Annotated in this window: 7 protein-coding genes and 1 tRNA gene; 6 read left to right on the plus strand and 2 right to left on the minus strand. The window is 67.6% G+C overall.

Features of this window, described 5'->3' with window-relative positions; all coding sequences use genetic code 11:
* The first annotated feature begins 8 nt into the window (after window positions 1-8).
* The 3 genes from ABE505_RS06940 to ABE505_RS06950 are packed head-to-tail and all read left to right on the plus strand — an operon-like array spanning window position 9 to window position 4,663.
* A complete protein-coding gene (locus ABE505_RS06940) occupies window positions 9-569 on the plus strand; it encodes a PilX N-terminal domain-containing pilus assembly protein (protein ID WP_346446157.1) in 561 nt (186 codons plus the stop codon).
* Between the two features lie 3 nt (window positions 570-572).
* Entirely contained in the window at window positions 573-4,232 is a 3,660-nt protein-coding gene (locus ABE505_RS06945) for a PilC/PilY family type IV pilus protein (protein WP_346446155.1), read from the plus strand.
* Between the two features lie 2 nt (window positions 4,233-4,234).
* Entirely contained in the window at window positions 4,235-4,663 is a 429-nt protein-coding gene (locus ABE505_RS06950; protein WP_346443137.1) for a type IV pilin protein, read from the plus strand.
* A gap of 176 nt (window positions 4,664-4,839) precedes the next feature.
* Here ABE505_RS06950 and ABE505_RS06955 read toward each other — a convergent pair.
* Window positions 4,840-4,916, minus strand: a tRNA-Asn gene (locus tag ABE505_RS06955).
* Window positions 4,917-5,007: 91 nt separating this feature from the next.
* Window positions 5,008-5,535 (minus strand): GspH/FimT family pseudopilin, encoded by a 528-nt coding sequence (locus ABE505_RS06960; protein ID WP_346443135.1) that lies wholly within the window; start codon window positions 5,533-5,535, stop codon window positions 5,008-5,010.
* 179 nt (window positions 5,536-5,714) lie between these two features.
* On the opposite strand from ABE505_RS06960, the gene uvrB reads away from it, so the two are divergent.
* The 3 genes from uvrB to ABE505_RS06975 all read left to right on the plus strand — a co-directional run bounded on the left by uvrB (window position 5,715) and on the right by ABE505_RS06975 (window position 16,935).
* The gene (gene uvrB, locus ABE505_RS06965; protein ID WP_346443133.1) at window positions 5,715-7,748 is read left to right on the plus strand and encodes an excinuclease ABC subunit UvrB; all 2,034 of its coding nucleotides are present in this window, start codon (window positions 5,715-5,717) and stop codon (window positions 7,746-7,748) included.
* Window positions 7,749-8,068: 320 nt separating this feature from the next.
* On the plus strand, window positions 8,069-16,681 hold the full coding sequence (locus ABE505_RS06970; RefSeq protein ID WP_346443307.1) for a glucoamylase family protein: 8,613 nt from the start codon (window positions 8,069-8,071) through the stop codon (window positions 16,679-16,681).
* Window positions 16,678-16,935, plus strand: a complete 258-nt coding sequence (locus ABE505_RS06975) for a hypothetical protein (protein WP_346443131.1) — start codon at window positions 16,678-16,680, stop codon at window positions 16,933-16,935. Before ABE505_RS06970 ends, ABE505_RS06975 begins: the two co-directional genes overlap by 4 nt.
* The last annotated feature ends 1 nt before the right edge of the window (window position 16,936 follow it).

The following is a 16,936-nucleotide window of genomic DNA, read 5'->3' on the forward strand; positions in this document are numbered from 1 at the left end:
GACGATGGATGCCGCCAGGTGTCCGCCTTGCGTCCGGCCGCGCTTCCGAGCGCGGTATTTCTCTGATCGTGGTGATGGTGCTGTTGGTCATCACCGCGCTGTTGGGCATCGCGATCCTGCGCAGCGCCACGCTGCAGGAGCGCATGAGTGCGAACACCCGCGACCGCTCGCTCGCGTTCGAGGCGGCCGAGGCCGCCTTGCGCTATGCGCAGAAGAACGTGCTCGACGTCGCGCCCGATGCGTTGGCGCCCAACCTGACCTGGGCCAGCATCGTGCCGACCGCCGCGCACTGCGCCAACCTGGGGGTGTGTCCCACAGGCTCCGAGGCTGTCTGGAAGCCGGTACCTACCGGCGCGTTCAACGGCGAGGGCCTGGTGTCGCAGCCGGAGTACTGGATCGAGTATCTAGGCACCGGCCCCGGTTACCAGGGCAGCTGCGAGGTGGTTCCTGTGCCGCTCGACTGCCATAGCCCGATTTTCCGCATTACCGTCAAGAGCGAGGCAGTGGGGCGCGCACAAGTCGTGCTGCAGGCCAACGTCGTTAGCCGCATTCCGCAGCCGGGAGCCTGAAGCATGTCCACCTCCCGTCCTGTCCGTCGCCGCGCAACAGCCTCGCAGCATCGTTGGTGGTCTGGCCCGGTCGCGTGTCTGGTGACGTTGCTGGCATTGCCTGCCAGTGCGGGCATCACCATTCCCGACGATCCGTTGACCACTGCCAGTCGCGTCGCGCCGAACATCCTCTTCATTCTCGACGATTCGGGGTCGATGGCGTTCGAGACGATGCCCGACAACCCGCCGAGCACTTCGACGCCCGACGTCTCCAACAGTGCGTACACGCGCAATTCGTTGTCCTACAACCCCGCCATCACCTATCTGCCGTGGCGTCAGGCGGACGGGACGCGCATGAGCGGCGGCACGAGTTTCAGCGCGGTCTATGGCAGCTTCAATCTGGTCGGCGGAAACACCATCAACCTCGCCAATGCCTCAAGCTGCCGACGCTACAACCGCAACAGCAACTCCACCAACGACGAACTCTCTTGGGGCGGCACGCAGGTGTGCGGTGGCATGCAGACGTTCTATGTGCCGAAGGACGCGTCGAGAACGGAGGCGTCGTACCTGAACAACGGCGAGAACTACTACCGCTACCAGATCAGCGGCGACGATGTCGTGCGCAGCGAGTACGGTGCGGTGTCGTCGAGCACTGGCAATGTGGCCGGATATCCGGTGTCGGGCCTGTCTGCGAACCGCGAGCAGGCACTGTCCTACACCGTTGTCGTTCCGGCGGGCACCACCGCGCTCACCATCGCGATCAGTGGCGGCTGGGGCGACGCCGATCTTTATGTTCGCCTCAACGCCCAACCGACCTCGTGGAACTACGATTGCAGACCTTACGCGAGCGGCAACAACGAGAGCTGCACGTTCAACCCACCAGCCGGCGGCGGGACCTACCATGTCGTCGTCAATGCCTACAGCAACTTCAATAATGTCACGCTCAGCGCCGTGACCAGTAACAACAACCGGTGTTCGTCGGGGACGGGCCCGCGGGATTGGATCAATTGTCAATCCGCAACGCCCACAGGCCGCACCATTGCGGCCGAGCAGACGAATTATGCCACCTGGTTCTCCTATCACCGGACGCGGATGAAGGCCGCGAAAGCAGGGGCGTCGGAAGCATTCGCTGACCTCGACAGCCGCGTCCGCGTGGGATTTCGCACGATCTGGGACCGCAACAGCTTCGACATCCCGGTCACCGACGGCAATGACGGGCGCTTCGTCGACAATCCCGGGGGGCAGGGCACCTCGGCAACGACCTCGCGCTCGACGTGGTATTCCCGGCTGCAGAACGTGATTGCCTACAATGGCACGCCGCTGCACGGCGCACTCGACTCGGCCGGCCGGTACTTCAGCCGCACGGACGCGCAGGGTCCTTACGGTCCGCAGGCGACATCCGGGCAGTTCTCGTGTCGCCAGAACTTCGCGATCCTCACCACGGACGGCTACTGGAACGACACCAGCAACAATTACAGCGTCAAGGTCGGCGATCAGGACGGCACCGCCGGTTCGACCATCAGCGGCAGCAACAACCAAAGCTACCGCTACAGCCCAAGCGCGCCCTACATGGACGGCTACTCGGACACGCTGGCCGACGTGGCGATGCGTTACTGGAAGGCGGATCTGCGGACGGACCTTGCCAACAATGTCCCGACCAACTCTGCCAATCCTGCGTTCTGGCAGCACATGGTGACGTTCGGCATCTCCATCGGCCTCAATGGCAACAAGCCTTGGTCGAGCGTCGGGGCGGTGCCGTCGGACGCCACCTGGGAAGATCCGACGGATCATGAAGATGCTGACCGCATCGACGACCTGCTGCATGCAGCGGTCAACGGCCGCGGAGCGTTCGTCGCTGCGTCCAATCCCGAGGAGTTCAGCGCCGGCCTCCAGGGCGCGCTCGCTGCGATTTCGCAGCGTACGAGCTCGTTCTCCAACGTCACGTCTAATTCGGTTTCGCTCGACACCGGCTCGCAGGTTTTCAATGCCAGTTACGTGTCCGGCACGTGGACGGGTGCGGTGACCGCGCGTACCGTGACGCAGACCGGCGTCGCGAACGCGGTCAGCTGGACGTCGACACTCCCGGCCTGGGCCTCGCGCAAGATCTTCACCGTCAGCGGAAGCGCGGGCGCGACCTTCCCCAGCACCGCACAGGTCACGGCGCTCGCGCGTGGAGGCGGCCCGTCGAGTTATCCCGTCACCGGTGAGAACAACGCCAATTATCTCAAGGGGCAATCGATCCTGGAGGAACGCAACGGCGGTACGCTGCGCAACCGTGCGTCGATTCTCGGCGATATCGTCGGTTCGTCGCCCGCCTATGTGGGGGACACCAATACGCTGTATGTCGGTGCGAACGACGGCATGCTGCACGCGTTCGATGCGGCCAACGGGCAGGAACTGTTCGCCTACGTTCCCGGCATCATCGATATCTCCGCATTGTCGACGCTGAGCCGACCCGATTACACGCACCGCTACTTCGTTGACGGACCGGTTTCGGTGACATCGCGGACACTGACGCCGGGCAAGAATCTGTTGATCGGCGCGCTGGGTCGCGGCGGCAAGGGTGTATTCGCACTCGACGTGAGCGCGCCGAGAGCCGCAACCGCAACGAGTGTCTACAAGTGGGAGTTGAAGGACACCACGACTGGCAGCGACGGCAACATGGGACTGGTCATGGGGAAACCCTTGCTGTCGAAGGTCGCCGGTGGTCGGGTTGCCGCGGTGCTGGGCAATGGCGTCAACAGTTCGCGTGAGAAGGCCGTTCTGATCGTGCTCAATGTCGAAACCGGAGAGATCATTCGGCAGATCGATACCGGTGTCGGGTCGACTCAGACGCCAAACGGGCTGTCGGCGCCAGTCGGCGTCTATGGTGCAGATGGCCAAACGCTCGCTTATGTCTACGCGGGCGACATGCTCGGCAACGTGTGGAAGTTCGATCTGACGAGCAGCAATTCGACACTGTGGAGCGCCAAGCGGCTGTTCACTGCGCAGGATGCCAATGGAACCTCGCAGCCGATCACCGGTGCGCCGACCGTGACCACCAATCCGACGACCCGCAAGCGCTGGGTGTTCTTCGGCACCGGACGCTACCTGACGACCGAGGATGCGGATGCCCGCAATACTGCGGTGCAGACGCTCTACGGCCTCATCGACGACGATCCCACGACGCCGCCCACGCGTGCTGATCTGACGCGACGCACCATCACTGTCCAGAGCACGACCGTCAGCGGCTTGGCGGCGCGCGCCTTCGAGGCCCGCAGCGCGCTGCCGGCCAACGCGAAGGGGTGGTACATCGACCTGCCTGGCAGCGGCGAGCGGATCGTCCAGGATGCGCAGATCGTGTCCTCGTTCCTGGTCACGGCCAGTGTGATGCCATCGGGTAACGCTTGCGACGCTGATGGCTCGGGCTTCATCAACGCGCTCGACGCATTTACCGGCACCAGCGCCGGCGGCTCGTATTTCGACCTCGATGGCGACGGGCAGACAGACGATGCCGCCGTGGTGTCTGGCAGCAACCGTCTGCCCGTCGGCTCGGTTAATCCCGGCGTCGGCATGCCGACGCTCCCCAACCTGCTGCGTGGTCGTCTTGTCGTCGGGGGGACCGGCGGGTCCGACCTGCGCACGCTCGGCACCTCGCGTCCCCGCTGGGATCGCGTATCGTGGCGCGAGATCCGAGGAGACTAACGATGACGCACGCGTTCTTCGTCCGCTGGCACGCGCACCGTCGCGCGCAGACGGGCTTCTCGCTGATCGAACTGATGATCGTGGTCGCGATCATCGGCATCCTGGCTGCGATCGCCTATCCGAGCTACCTGCAGCACATCGTCAAGACCCGCCGCGCGGCGGGCACTGCATGTCTGATGCAGGCAGTGCAGCAGATGGAGCGTTTTTACACGACCAACCTAACGTACACGGGCTCTCCGTCCAGCTTTCCCTGCGACAACGAGGCGGCGACGTACTACACCGTGAGCCAGGTGACGGGCTCCGCTGGTGCCAGAACCTACAAGCTCAGCGCGGCGCCCAAAGGGGGGCAGGAAAATCAGGACAAGACGTGTGGCACGTTGACCATCGACCACAAGGGCGAGCGTACGCCCACGACGTCCGGTTGTTGGTGAGGGCGCTGCACGACGCCAGCGTCATGTCGTACTGAGACGAGTTTGGGGTGCGTGCGATGGCGACGCCGGCGACGTCTCACGGGGCAGTTCGGCCAGTCGCAGATGACCGTCGTATTGGACGGCCGCAATAGTATTGGACACAAAAAAGGCCCGCATCGCTGCGGACCTCTTGAATTTGGCGCCCGAAGTTGGACTCGAACCAACGACCCCCTGATTAACAGTCAAGTGCTCTAACCGGCTGAGCTATTCGGGCGGGGACGCGTAGTTTAAGGGTTCGTCGCGGGAGGTCAAGCGCTCCCGAGGAGGCGTGGCACAGCCGGGACGGGTGCGGGAGGACGAGGTCGTCAGCCCATGCCGCATGGGACCGCGTCCGGGCGGCGCTCGGTCCGCACGCGCCCGGCGTTGTTGACGATGAGCCGGCGCTGGACGCGGCCGGCGCTGCAGACGGCGACGGTGAGGTTGGTCCCGACGCTGCGGCCGTCGGGCCGGTAGCGCACGAAGGGGCGGTTGGCATCGAAGGCGAGGGCGCCGGTCGCCAGCCCCGGCGGCCTGGCGATGCGCAGCAGGTCGTGGTCGGCGTCGGCGGCGAGATTGCGGTCCGGGTCCCGCAACACCACCCAGCCCAGTGTCCAGATGCCGTCGTCGCGGCATCGGTTGTCCTCGGTGCGCGGGCAGACGACGACGCTCTTGCCGCCGGTGACGGCGGCACTGCGGGCCAGGGCCAGGTCGGCCCTGAGGTGCTCGGCAGCCGATATCGCGCGATAGGCCGCCACTGCCTGTGCAAAGGCGGGCACTGCGACTAGTGCGAGTACCAGCAGCACGCCGACCGCGCACATCAGTTCGAGCAAGGTGACGCCGCGTTCGCGGTGCATGGCCGATCCTCCTGAACGGGAGCGATCAGCATGGGCAGTCCGGGTTGCGGCTTCGCTCGGTGCAGGCCGCCTCCACGGGTCGGAAACCTCCGGCTGCTATCGTCGGAGGTTCCCGTGGTGGCGGTTGTCGCCTGCGGCGGTCGCCCCCATTTGAACTGCTCCCTCGCATCGCAGACGCCATGAACGACGCCATCCAACCCGCCGGCTTCCAGCTCGTCTCGCCGTACCAGCCGGCGGGCGACCAGCCGCATGCGATCGAGCAACTGGTCGAGGGCTTCGAGGCCGGTTTGGCGCATCAGACGCTGCTTGGCGTGACCGGCTCGGGCAAGACCTACACCATTGCCAACGTGATCCAGCGGGTGCAGAAGCCGACCCTGGTGATGGCGCCCAACAAGACGCTGGCGGCGCAGCTCTACGGCGAGTTCAAATCGTTCTTCCCGCACAACGCGGTCGAGTACTTCGTCAGCTATTACGACTACTACCAGCCCGAAGCCTACGTGCCCTCGTCGGACACCTACATCGAGAAGGACAGCTCGGTGAACGAGCACATCGAGCAGATGCGGCTGTCGGCGACCAAGGCGCTGCTCGAGCGTCGCGATGCGATCATCGTGTGCACGGTCTCGGCGATCTACGGCCTGGGCGATCCGAACGAGTACTTCCGGATGGTGCTGCACATGGTGCGCGGCGAGCGCATCGACCAGCGCGAGCTGATCCGGCGGCTGACCGAGATGCAGTACAGCCGCAACGACCACGAGCTGCGCCGCGGCACCTACCGCGTGCGCGGCGAGACGATCGACGTGCACCCGGCCGAGTCGGATGCCGAGGCATTGCGCATCGAGTTGTTCGACGGCGAGATCGAACGCATCACCCAGTTCGACCCGCTGACCGGCGAGACCCGGCGCACGCTGCAGCGCTACACGATCTATCCCAAGTCGCACTACGTGACCACGCGGCGCACGACACTCGACGCGATCGAGGCGATCAAGGCCGAGTTGCCGCCGCGGTTGGAGCAGTTCTACGCTGAGAACAAGCTGGTGGAGGCGCAGCGGTTGCAGCAGCGCACCCAGTTCGACCTGGAGATGATGGCCGAGGTCGGCTACTGCAATGGCGTGGAGAACTACTCGCGCCATCTGACCGGGCGCATGCCCGGCGAGGCGCCGCCGTGCCTGTTCGACTACTTGCCGCCCGATGCGCTGCTGGTCATCGACGAGTCGCATGTCACCGTCCCGCAGATCGGGGCGATGTACAAGGGCGACCGTTCGCGCAAGGAGACCTTGGTGAACTTCGGTTTCCGGCTGCCCTCGGCGCTGGACAACCGGCCGCTGAAGTTCGAGGAGTGGGAAGGGCGCTCGCCGCGGGCGATCTTCGTCTCAGCCACGCCCGGCAGCTACGAGATGGAGAAGTCGCAAGGCCAGGTGGTGGAACTGGTCGTGCGCCCGACTGGCCTGATCGACCCAGTGGTCGAGATCCGGCCGGTCGCGACCCAGGTCGACGACGTGCTCGGCGAGATCCGCGAGCGCGTGGCGATGGGCGACCGGGTGCTGATCACGACGCTGACCAAGCGCATGGCTGAGAACCTGACCGAGTACCTGAGCGAACACGACGTCAAGGTGCGCTATCTGCACTCGGACATCGACACTGTCGAGCGGGTGGAGATCATCCGCGATCTGCGGTTGGGCAAGTTCGACGTGCTGGTGGGCATCAACCTTTTGCGCGAGGGCCTGGACATGCCCGAGGTGTCGCTGGTCGCGATCCTCGATGCCGACAAGGAGGGCTTCCTGCGTTCGGGCGGCTCGCTGATCCAGACGATCGGCCGCGCCGCCCGTAACCTGCGCGGCAAGGCCATCCTGTATGCCGATCGCATCACCAACTCGATGCAGACCGCACTCGACGAGACCGACCGCCGACGCCAGAAGCAGGTCGAGTACAACGCCGAGCACGGCATCACGCCGCGCTCGGTCGCCCGCGCGATCGTCGACATCATGGAAGGCGCACGCGCCGAACCCGAGCTCGAGAAGAAGGGCCGCGGCAAGAGCCGCAAGGTCGCCGAACCTGTCGAGACCTACGCGGCGCTGTCGCCCGACAAGCTCGCCGCCAAGCTCAAGTCGCTCGAGCAGCAGATGTACCAGCATGCGCGCGACCTCGAGTTCGAGGAGGCCGGGCGCATCCGCGACCAGATCCAGAAGATCAAGGCCGCCAGCCTGATCCAGTGAGCCGCCTGCGGGTCCGCTGTGCGGCTGCCGAACCGGTGGCTGGCGCCGCTCCATCGGGCGCGTCGGTCGCGGGGCTGCGCAGCGGGGGCGCCCCTCGGCGCCGGCGACACGTCGATCCATCGTCACGCCCGGATCTTGGGTGGGTGCAATGATGGAGACGAGGGCCGTCGGGCCCGACGGGTTCTTCTATGGTCGCTGCTTCAAGGATGTTCCGCCGTTGGTGGCGCCTACGCAGGAACGCGCGGTTGGGGCACGCCGCGCTTCCCGCCGACGCCGGGACGGAAGCGCCGCTGCGCGCGCAGCTGTTGAGTGCCGAACAGATGGAACTGCACGGCAGGGCGCTGGCGCTGGGCCATGCGATCCAGTCCCGCCGCGTCCCTGACCGCCTGCTGGCGCGACTGAGCGAGAACGCGGCGCTGCTCGAGGATGCACGGACCTTCTTGTCGCTGATGGTGCGCGACGAAATCCGTATCACGCCCGCGGGCGAGTGGTTGCTCGATAACTATCATCTGATCGAGGAGCAGGTGCGGCTGGCGCGCCGGCACCTGCCCAAGGGCTACAGCCGCGAACTGCCCGCACTCTCTCACGGGGCATTGGCTGGCCTGCCGCGGGTCTACGATCTGGCGATGGAGGCAGTGGCGCATGGCGACGGCCAGGTCGATGCGACGACGTTGAGCCGGTTCGTCGCCGCCTACCAGTCGGTGACCCCGTTGACGCTCGGCGAGCTGTGGGCGATCCCCATCATGCTGCGCCTGGCTGTGCTCGAGAACCTGCGCCGCATGGCGGTGCGGGTGATGCGCGATGGCGAGGATCACCGTCTCGCACGCCGCTGGGCCGAGCGACTCAATGCGACTGCGGCGCGGTCGCCGCGCGACGTGGTGCTGGTCGTCGCCGACCTGGCGCGCAGTGCCCCGCCGGCGACCGGGGCCTTCGTCGCGGAACTCACCCGCGGCTTGCATGGGCGGGGAGCGCTGCTGTCGATGCCGCTGACGTGGGTCGAACAATGGCTGGCCGAGGCGGGGCTGCGCATCGATGCGCTGGTCCATGCCGAGAGCCAGCAGCAGGCCGCCGACCAGGTGTCGATCGGCAACAGCATCGGCAGCCTGCGCTTCCTGGCGACGATGGACTGGCGCGAGTACGTCGAGACCATGAGCCTGGTCGACGCGGTGTTGCGCGAGGATCCCGCCGCGACCTATGCCCTGATGGATTTCGGCACACGCGACCACTATCGCCATGCCGTCGAGCGGATGGCGCGGCGTGCGGGCGTCGATGAGGTCGAGGTTGCGCGGGCCACGCTGCGCCTGGCACGGACCCATCCCGCCGAGGCGATCGAGGCGCACGTGGGCTACTACCTCGTCGACGACGGGGTCGGGCAGACGGTCGCCGCGCTGGCGTCGGTGCGCGGACGCGCGCCGATCCGGATCGTGCCTCGCACCGTCCCGCTGCCGGTCTATCTCGCGCTGATCGCCGTCGTCGTCGCGCTCGCGGCCAGCGGCCTGCTGGGGCAGTCCGGCGCGCGCGAAGTTGCCTGGGCGCCGGTGTGGCTGCTCGCCGTGTTGGGCGTGCTGGTGTTCAGCGAACTCGGCATCGCGCTGACCAACTGGCTGGCGACGGTGGTGGTACCGCCCAGACCGCTGCCGCGGCTCGATTTTTCGGAAGGCATCCCCGCCGCGTCGCGCACACTGGTGGTGGTGCCGTGCATGTTCGGCGACATCGGCACAGTCGATGCGCTGGTCGAGGGGCTCGAGGTGCGGTTCCTCGCCAACCGCGATGCGCATCTGCATTTCGCCCTGCTCAGCGACTATCTCGATGCCGACCACGCGCAGTTGCCCGGCGATGCCGACGTGCTGGCGCATGCGGCGGCGGCGATCGCGGGCCTCAATCAGCGTTATCTGGGCGACAGCCCGGCACCGGGCGGCGACCGCTTCTTCCTGCTTCACCGGCCGCGCAAGTGGAATGCCGGCGAAGGTCGCTGGATCGGCGAGGAGCGCAAGCGCGGCAAGCTTGCCGCGTTGAACGGGCTGCTGCGCGGCGCCGGCACCAGCGCGTTCGAGCAGGTCGTCGGCCGGGTCGATGTGCTGGCGAACGTGCGGTACGTGATCACGCTCGACACCGACACCCGGTTGCCGCGCGATGCGGCACGTGCGTTCGTCGGCACGCTCGCGCATCCGCTGAATCGCGCCCGCTTCGACCCGCAGCGCCAGTTGGTCACGCGCGGCTACGGCATCCTGCAGCCGAGCGTGGGCAGCAGCTTCAGCGGTCGCCGGATCAGCCGTTACGCGCGCATGTACGGCAGCGAGCCGGGCATCGATCCGTACACGCGCACGGTGTCGGACGTCTATCAGGACTTGTTCGGCGAGGGCTCCTTCGTCGGCAAGGGCATCTACGATGTCGATGCGTTCGAGCAGGCGCTGCACGGGCGCCTGCCCGACAATCGCATTCTCAGCCACGATCTGCTCGAGGGCTGCTACGCGCGGGCCGGCCTGGTCAGCGACGTGCGGCTCTACGAGGATTACCCGTCGCGCTATGCCGCCGACGTCAAGCGCCGTCACCGTTGGATCCGCGGCGATTGGCAACTGCTGCCCTGGCTGCTGCCGTGGGTGCCGAGTGCGCGCGGCCTCGTGCGCAATCCGTTGTCGACGCTCTCTCGCGGCAAGCTGCTCGACAACCTGCGTCGCAGTCTGGTGCCGGTCTCGGCGCTGGCGCTGCTGCTGTTCGGCTGGATGACGCAACCCGCGCCACTGCCCTGGACGCTGTGGCTGCTGGCGGTGTTCTTCGCGCCGGTGCTGGTGCCCGCCCTGCGCGACCTGCTGTCGAAGCCGGCGGACATGCGCCTGGACACGCACCTGCTGCAGGTCGGCGATGCGACCGGCCGCGGGCTGTTGCGCGCGCTGGTCAACGTGGCGTGCCTGCCGTACGAGGCGATGTTCAGCCTGTCGGCGATCGCGCTGACGCTGTGGCGGACGCTGGTCAGCGGTCGCCACTTGCTGCAATGGAATCCGTCGAGCGAAGTCGAGCGGACGCTGGGCAGAGGCATGGCGGCGGAACTGCGCACGATGTGGCCCGCATCGCTGCTGTCGCTGGTCACGGCCGTGACGTTGTGGCGCCTGCAGCCAGGGGCGCTCTGGGTCGCTGGCCCAGTGCTGGCGCTGTGGGCCGTGTCCCCGCTGCTGATGGCCTGGCTGGGCCGCGCGCCACCGCAGCGCAGCGCCGAACTGTCCGCGGCCCAGCGGGCCTTTCTCGGCCGGCTGGCCCGGCGCACCTGGGGATTCTTCGAGGTCAGCATCCGCGCCGAGGATCACTGGCTGCCGCCGGACAACATCCAGGAGCATCCCACGCTGGTGGTCGCGCGGCGCACCTCGCCGACCAATATCGGACTGTCGCTGCTGGCGCATCTCGCTGCATGGGACTTCGGGTATCTGCAGGCCCCGGCCCTCATGCGGCGCACCGGGCAGATGTTCGCGACGCTCGACAGGCTGCCGCGCCATCGCGGCCACTTCTACAACTGGTACGACACCGAAACGCTTGCGCCGTTGCCGCCGCGCTACATCTCGACCGTCGACAGCGGCAACTTGGCCGGACATCTGCTGACCCTGCGGCAGGGGCTGCTGGGGCTGATCGATGCCCCGGTGCTCGCGCCGCAGACATACGCCGGCCTGGCCGACACGCTCGGGGTGCTGGTGCAGGTGGCCAACGCACAGGCACGCGCGACCGGCCCCTGGACCGCCGCGGCCGGTGCGCTGGAAGCGGCGCTGACCCGTGCGATCGGCTCGCCGCCATCCACGATGGCCTCGGCCCTGTCCACGCTCGAGGCGCTGCGCGCACTGGCCGCGCCGCTGGCGGAGATGGCGCCTGCAGCCGACGACCCGGCCGCGGCCGATGACGAGGTCGCGCAGTGGGCAGAGCGCCTGCGGACCGCGTGCGACGAGGCGCGCGACGCGCTGTCGGACTGGCTGCCGGCGGCCGATGCGGTCGCCGGCCGGGACGACGGGCCGACGACCGCGGGCACGATCCCGTCGCTGCGCGTCCTGTGCGCCCCGGGCAACGATCCGGTGGTGCGCAAGCGCGCTCGCACCCGGGTGCGCGAGCTCGAGCGTCTGGCGCACGTGGCGGGCCAGTTCTCGCTGATGGAATACGGCTTCCTCTATGACCGGGCGCGGCAACTGCTGTCGATCGGCTACGACGTCGACAACCGACGTCTCGACCAGGGCCATTACGACCTGCTGGCCTCGGAAGCGCGGTTGTGCAGTTTCGTCGCGATTGCGCAGGGCCAACTGCCGCAGGACACCTGGTTCGCACTCGGCCGGCTGCTGACCGAGGTCGACGGCGATGCGACGCTGATGTCGTGGAGCGGCTCGATGTTCGAGTATCTGATGCCGCAACTGGTGATGCCCAGCTATCCGGACACACTGCTCGACCAGACCGCCCGACATGCGGTCAACGCGCAGATCGCCTATGGCCGCCAGCACGAGGTGCCGTGGGGGATCTCCGAGTCGGGCTACAACACCGTCGATACGCGGATGAACTACCAGTACCGCGCGTTCGGCGTGCCCGGGCTCGGGCTCAAGCGTGGACTCGGCGAGGATCTGGTGATCGCCCCCTACGCAACGATGATGGCGCTGATGGTCGCGCCCGAGGCGGCCACCCAGAACCTGCAGCGGCTCGATGCCGCGGGCTTCTCCGGGCGCTTGGGCATGTTCGAGGCAATCGACTACACGCCTTCCAGGCTCCCGCGCGGTCAGACCCATGCGGTCGTGCGTTCGTTCATGGCCCACCACCAGGGCATGGGATTCCTGGCGCTCGATCACCTGCTGCGCGAACAGCCGATGCAGCGCCGCTTTGTCGCCGATGCGGAGTTCCAGGCGACGTTGTTGCTGCTGCAAGAGCGCGTGCCACGCACCGGTGTGGTCCGTCCGCACGCCTTGGAGTCGGTCGGGGTGCGCGGTACTGCGTCGGTCGGCGAGACGCGTCTGCGGGTGTTCCGCACCCCCGACGCCTCGCGGCCCGCCGTGCAGATGCTGTCGAACGGCCGCTTCCACGCCTTGCTTACCGGGGCCGGCGGCGGCTACCTGCGTCGGCACGACATGGCCGTCACCCGCTGGCGTGAGGACGGCACGCGCGACCACTGGGGCGCGTTCTGCTATCTGCGCGATGTCGAGGACGGCGACGTGTGGTCGGCTGCCTACCAACCGACCTGCGTACCGGTCGAACACTACGAGGCGATCTTCTCCGATGCCAAGGCCGAGTTCCGCGGGCGCAGGCGGGGCCTGGAGACGCACCTGGAGATCGCCGTTTCGGCCGAGGACGATATCGAGCTGCGGCGGCTGCGTCTGAGCAATCGCTCGCGCCACGCGCGTACGATCGAAGTCACCACCTATGCCGAGGTGGTGCTGGCACCTGCGATCGTCGACGAACTCCATCCCGCCTTCGGCAACCTGTTCGTGCAGACCGAGATCGTGCGCGAGAAGCAGGCACTGCTGTGCACGCGGCGTCCGCGCGCGCGCGACGAAACGCCGCCGTGGATGTTCCACCTGCTCGCTGCGCACGGCGCCGATATCGTCGGGATCTCCTACGAGACCGACCGCGCGCGCTTCCTCGGACGCGGCAACACACCCCGCGAGCCGCAGGCCATGCGCGTTCCCGGTGCGCTGTCGGACACCGCAGGCTCGGTGCTCGATCCGATCGTCTCGATCCGGGTCCGGATCACGCTGGCGCCGGAGCAGACCGCGGTGCTCGATCTGGTCACCGGCGTCGGCGATGACCGTGACGCCTGTGCGGCGCTGATCGACAAATACCGCGACCGCCGGCTCGCCGATCGCGTGTTTGACCTGGCCTGGACCCACAGCCAGGTCGTGCGCCGACAGATCAACGCGTCGCAGGCCGATGCGCAACTCTACGAGCGCATCGCCGGGTTGATGGTGTTCGCCCATCCGTTCCTGCGCGCCGACAGCGCAGTGCTGCTGCAGAACCGGCGTGGGCAGTCCGGCCTGTGGGGGCACTCGATTTCCGGCGACCTGCCGATCGTGCTGGTGCAGATCGCCGATGCCGAGAACATCGAGCTGGTGCGGCAGATGGTTCAGGCGCACGCCTACTGGCGGCTCAAAGGGCTCAATGTCGATCTGGTGATCTGGAACGAGGACCAGGCCAGCTACCGCCAGCAGTTGCAGGAACAGATCCTGGGCCTGGTGTCCGCAGGGCCGGAGGGCAACGTGCTCGACCGGCCTGGTGGGATCTTCGTGCGGCCGGCGCAGCAGATCTCCCAGGAAGACCGCATCCTGGTGCAGTCGGTCGCCCGGGTGATCGTGAGCGACCAGCACGGCACGCTGGAAGCGCAGGTCGGGCGCCATACAACGCCCGAGCGCGAGGAGCCGCTGTTGGTGGCGGATGCGGACAGCTTCGCGACCGTCGACGAGCAGGGCATCGACGCCGGCCGCCATGGGCTGCCGCCGCCAGGCGCGCCGCCCGGTCCGGCCGAAGACCCGTGGCCGTTCGAGGCGGTGGCCGAGGCCGCACTGTTCGACAACGGCACCGGCGCGTTCGCCGCTGACGGCCGTGAGTACGTCGTCGTGCTCGACGAGGGCGCCAGCACGCCGGCGCCTTGGTCCAACGTCATGGCCAATCCCAGGCTCGGCACGGTGGTCAGCGAGAGCGGCCCGGGCTACACCTGGTTCGAGAACGCGCACGAGTTCCGGCTGACGCCTTGGCATAACGATCCGGTGTCCGATGCGGCGGGGGAAGCCTTCTATCTGCGCGACGAGGACAGCGGTCATGTCTGGTCGCCGATGCCGCTGCCGCGGCGCGGGCGCGGTGCCTACCGGACCCGGCACGGCTTCGGCTACAGCGTCTACGAGCACGTCGAGGACGGTATCGCCAGCGAACTGTGGATCTATACGGCGCTGCGCGATCCGGTGAAGTTCTCGGTGCTCAAGCTGCGTAATCTCTCCGATCGTGCGCGACGGCTGTCGGCGACCGGCTACGCCGAATGGGTCCTCGGCGACCTGCGGGTGAAGACGCAGATGCACGTCGTCAGCGAACAGGACCCAGCGAGCGGTGTACTGACCGCGCGCAATCCCTACAACACCGAGTTCGCCGGGCGCGTCGCGTTCTTCGACGTCGACGGCGATCGCCGCAGTTTCACCGGCGACCGGACCGAGTTCCTCGGTCGCAACGGCAGCCTGCGCAATCCTGACGCGATGCGCCGGACGCGGTTGTCCGGCCGGCTCGGCGCGGGACTCGACCCGTGCGCCGCGATCCAGGTGCAGGTGGACCTGGGGCCGGGCCAGGCGGCCGAGACCGTGTTCCGGCTCGGCATCGAGGACGATATGCCCGCCGCCCTGCAACTTGCGCAGCGGCTGCGCGGTTCGGCGCCGGCCCATGACGCGCTCGATGCGGTGCGTTTGCACTGGCTGCAGACGCTCGGCAAGGTGCGTGTGGAGACGCCGGACCCGGCCACGGACCTGATGGTCAACGGCTGGCTGATCTACCAGACGCTGGCGTGCCGCTATGTCGCGCGCAGCGGGTACTACCAGTCCGGCGGCGCGTTCGGGTTCCGTGACCAGCTCCAGGACACGATGGCGACGGTGCATGCGGTGCCGGCGCTGACGCGCGCGCATCTTCTGCTCAGCGCCGCGCACCAATTCCCGCAGGGCGACGTGCTGCACTGGTGGCACCCGCCGGCCGAACGCGGCGTACGCACGCGCTGCTCGGACGACTACCTGTGGCTGCCGTTGGCGGCGTGCCGCTATCTCGAGGCGACCGGCGACGACAGCGTGCTCGACGAGCGCGTCGGTTACATCGAGGGCAGGCTGGTCAATGCCGACGAGGAGTCCTACTACGACCTGCCGGTGGCCTCCGGGCGCGTGCAGTCGCTCTACGACCACTGCGTGAGTGCGCTGGTGCGCGGGATGGCCCTGCTCGGCGAGCGCGGACTGCCGCTGATGGGAACTGGCGACTGGAACGACGGCATGAACCGGGTCGGCGAGGGCGGACGCGGCGAAAGCGTGTGGCTGGGCTTCTTCCTGTTCGACGTCCTGCAACGTTTTTCCAGCGTCGCCGAGGCGCGCGGCGACGCGGCGTTCGCCACCACCTGCGCGGACGCGGCGACGCGGCTGCAGCGCGATCTCGAAGCCCACGCCTGGGATGGCGGCTGGTACCGGCGGGCGTGGTTCGACGACGGGACCCCGATCGGCTCGCGTGACAGCGACGAATGCCGGATCGACTCGATCTCCCAGAGCTGGGCGGTGCTGTCGGGCGCAGCCGATCCCGAACGTGCACGGTTGGCGATGGCCGCGCTCGAGACCCACCTGGTCAAGCGTGAGGCCGGCCTGATCCAACTGCTCGATCCCCCGTTCGACCGGACCGCGCACGACCCGGGCTACATCCGCGGCTATGTGCCTGGTGTGCGCGAGAACGGCGGCCAGTACACGCACGCCGCGGTGTGGTCGGCGATGGCATTCGCGGCGCTCGGCGACCGCGAGCGCGCATGGGACCTGGCGCGGATGATCAATCCCATCCACCACGCCGCGGACGCGGCCGGCGCGGCCGTCTACAAGGTCGAACCCTACGTGATGGCGGCCGATGTCTACGGCGTCGCGCCGCATGTCGGCCGCGGCGGTTGGACCTGGTACACCGGCTCGGCTGGCTGGATGTATCGGTTGCTGACCGAATCGCTGCTCGGTTTGCGGATCCGTGGACAGACGCTCGAGATCGCGCCGTGCGTGCCCGAGGCGTGGCCGGGCTACCGGATGCAGTTCCGAAATGGTGACGCGTTGTACCGAATCGAGATCGTCCAGACCGATATCGGGCCAGCATCGTTGACGCTCGATGGCGTGCCCCAGGACGGCCTGCGGATCCAGCTCGAGCGTGCCGCCGTGCGGCGCGAACTCGTCCTGCAATGGCCACGCGGCGAAGCCGGCGGGGCGGCGACCGCATGAGTCCCGGTTTGCCCGACGAACTGGAAGCGGCGTTGGACGAACTGGCCGGCATGCTGCCGGTGTGGCTGGAGAAGCTGCGCGTGCGCGAGGCGTTCGACCCTCAGTTCGAAGCCCTCGCGCAGCGCATCCTCGTCAAGGCCAGGACCGACGACGAACGGCGCTGTGTACAGCGCCGGCTCGATGCGATGCTGGCCCGGCACGGCATCGTGCGTCGCAGTTGGCGGTTGTCGAGGCATCCAGGCCCAAACCGCTGAC

It is taken from the genome of Luteimonas sp. TWI382 (assembly GCF_039674545.1).
In the GTDB taxonomy this organism is placed as follows: Bacteria; Pseudomonadota; Gammaproteobacteria; order Xanthomonadales; family Xanthomonadaceae; genus Luteimonas.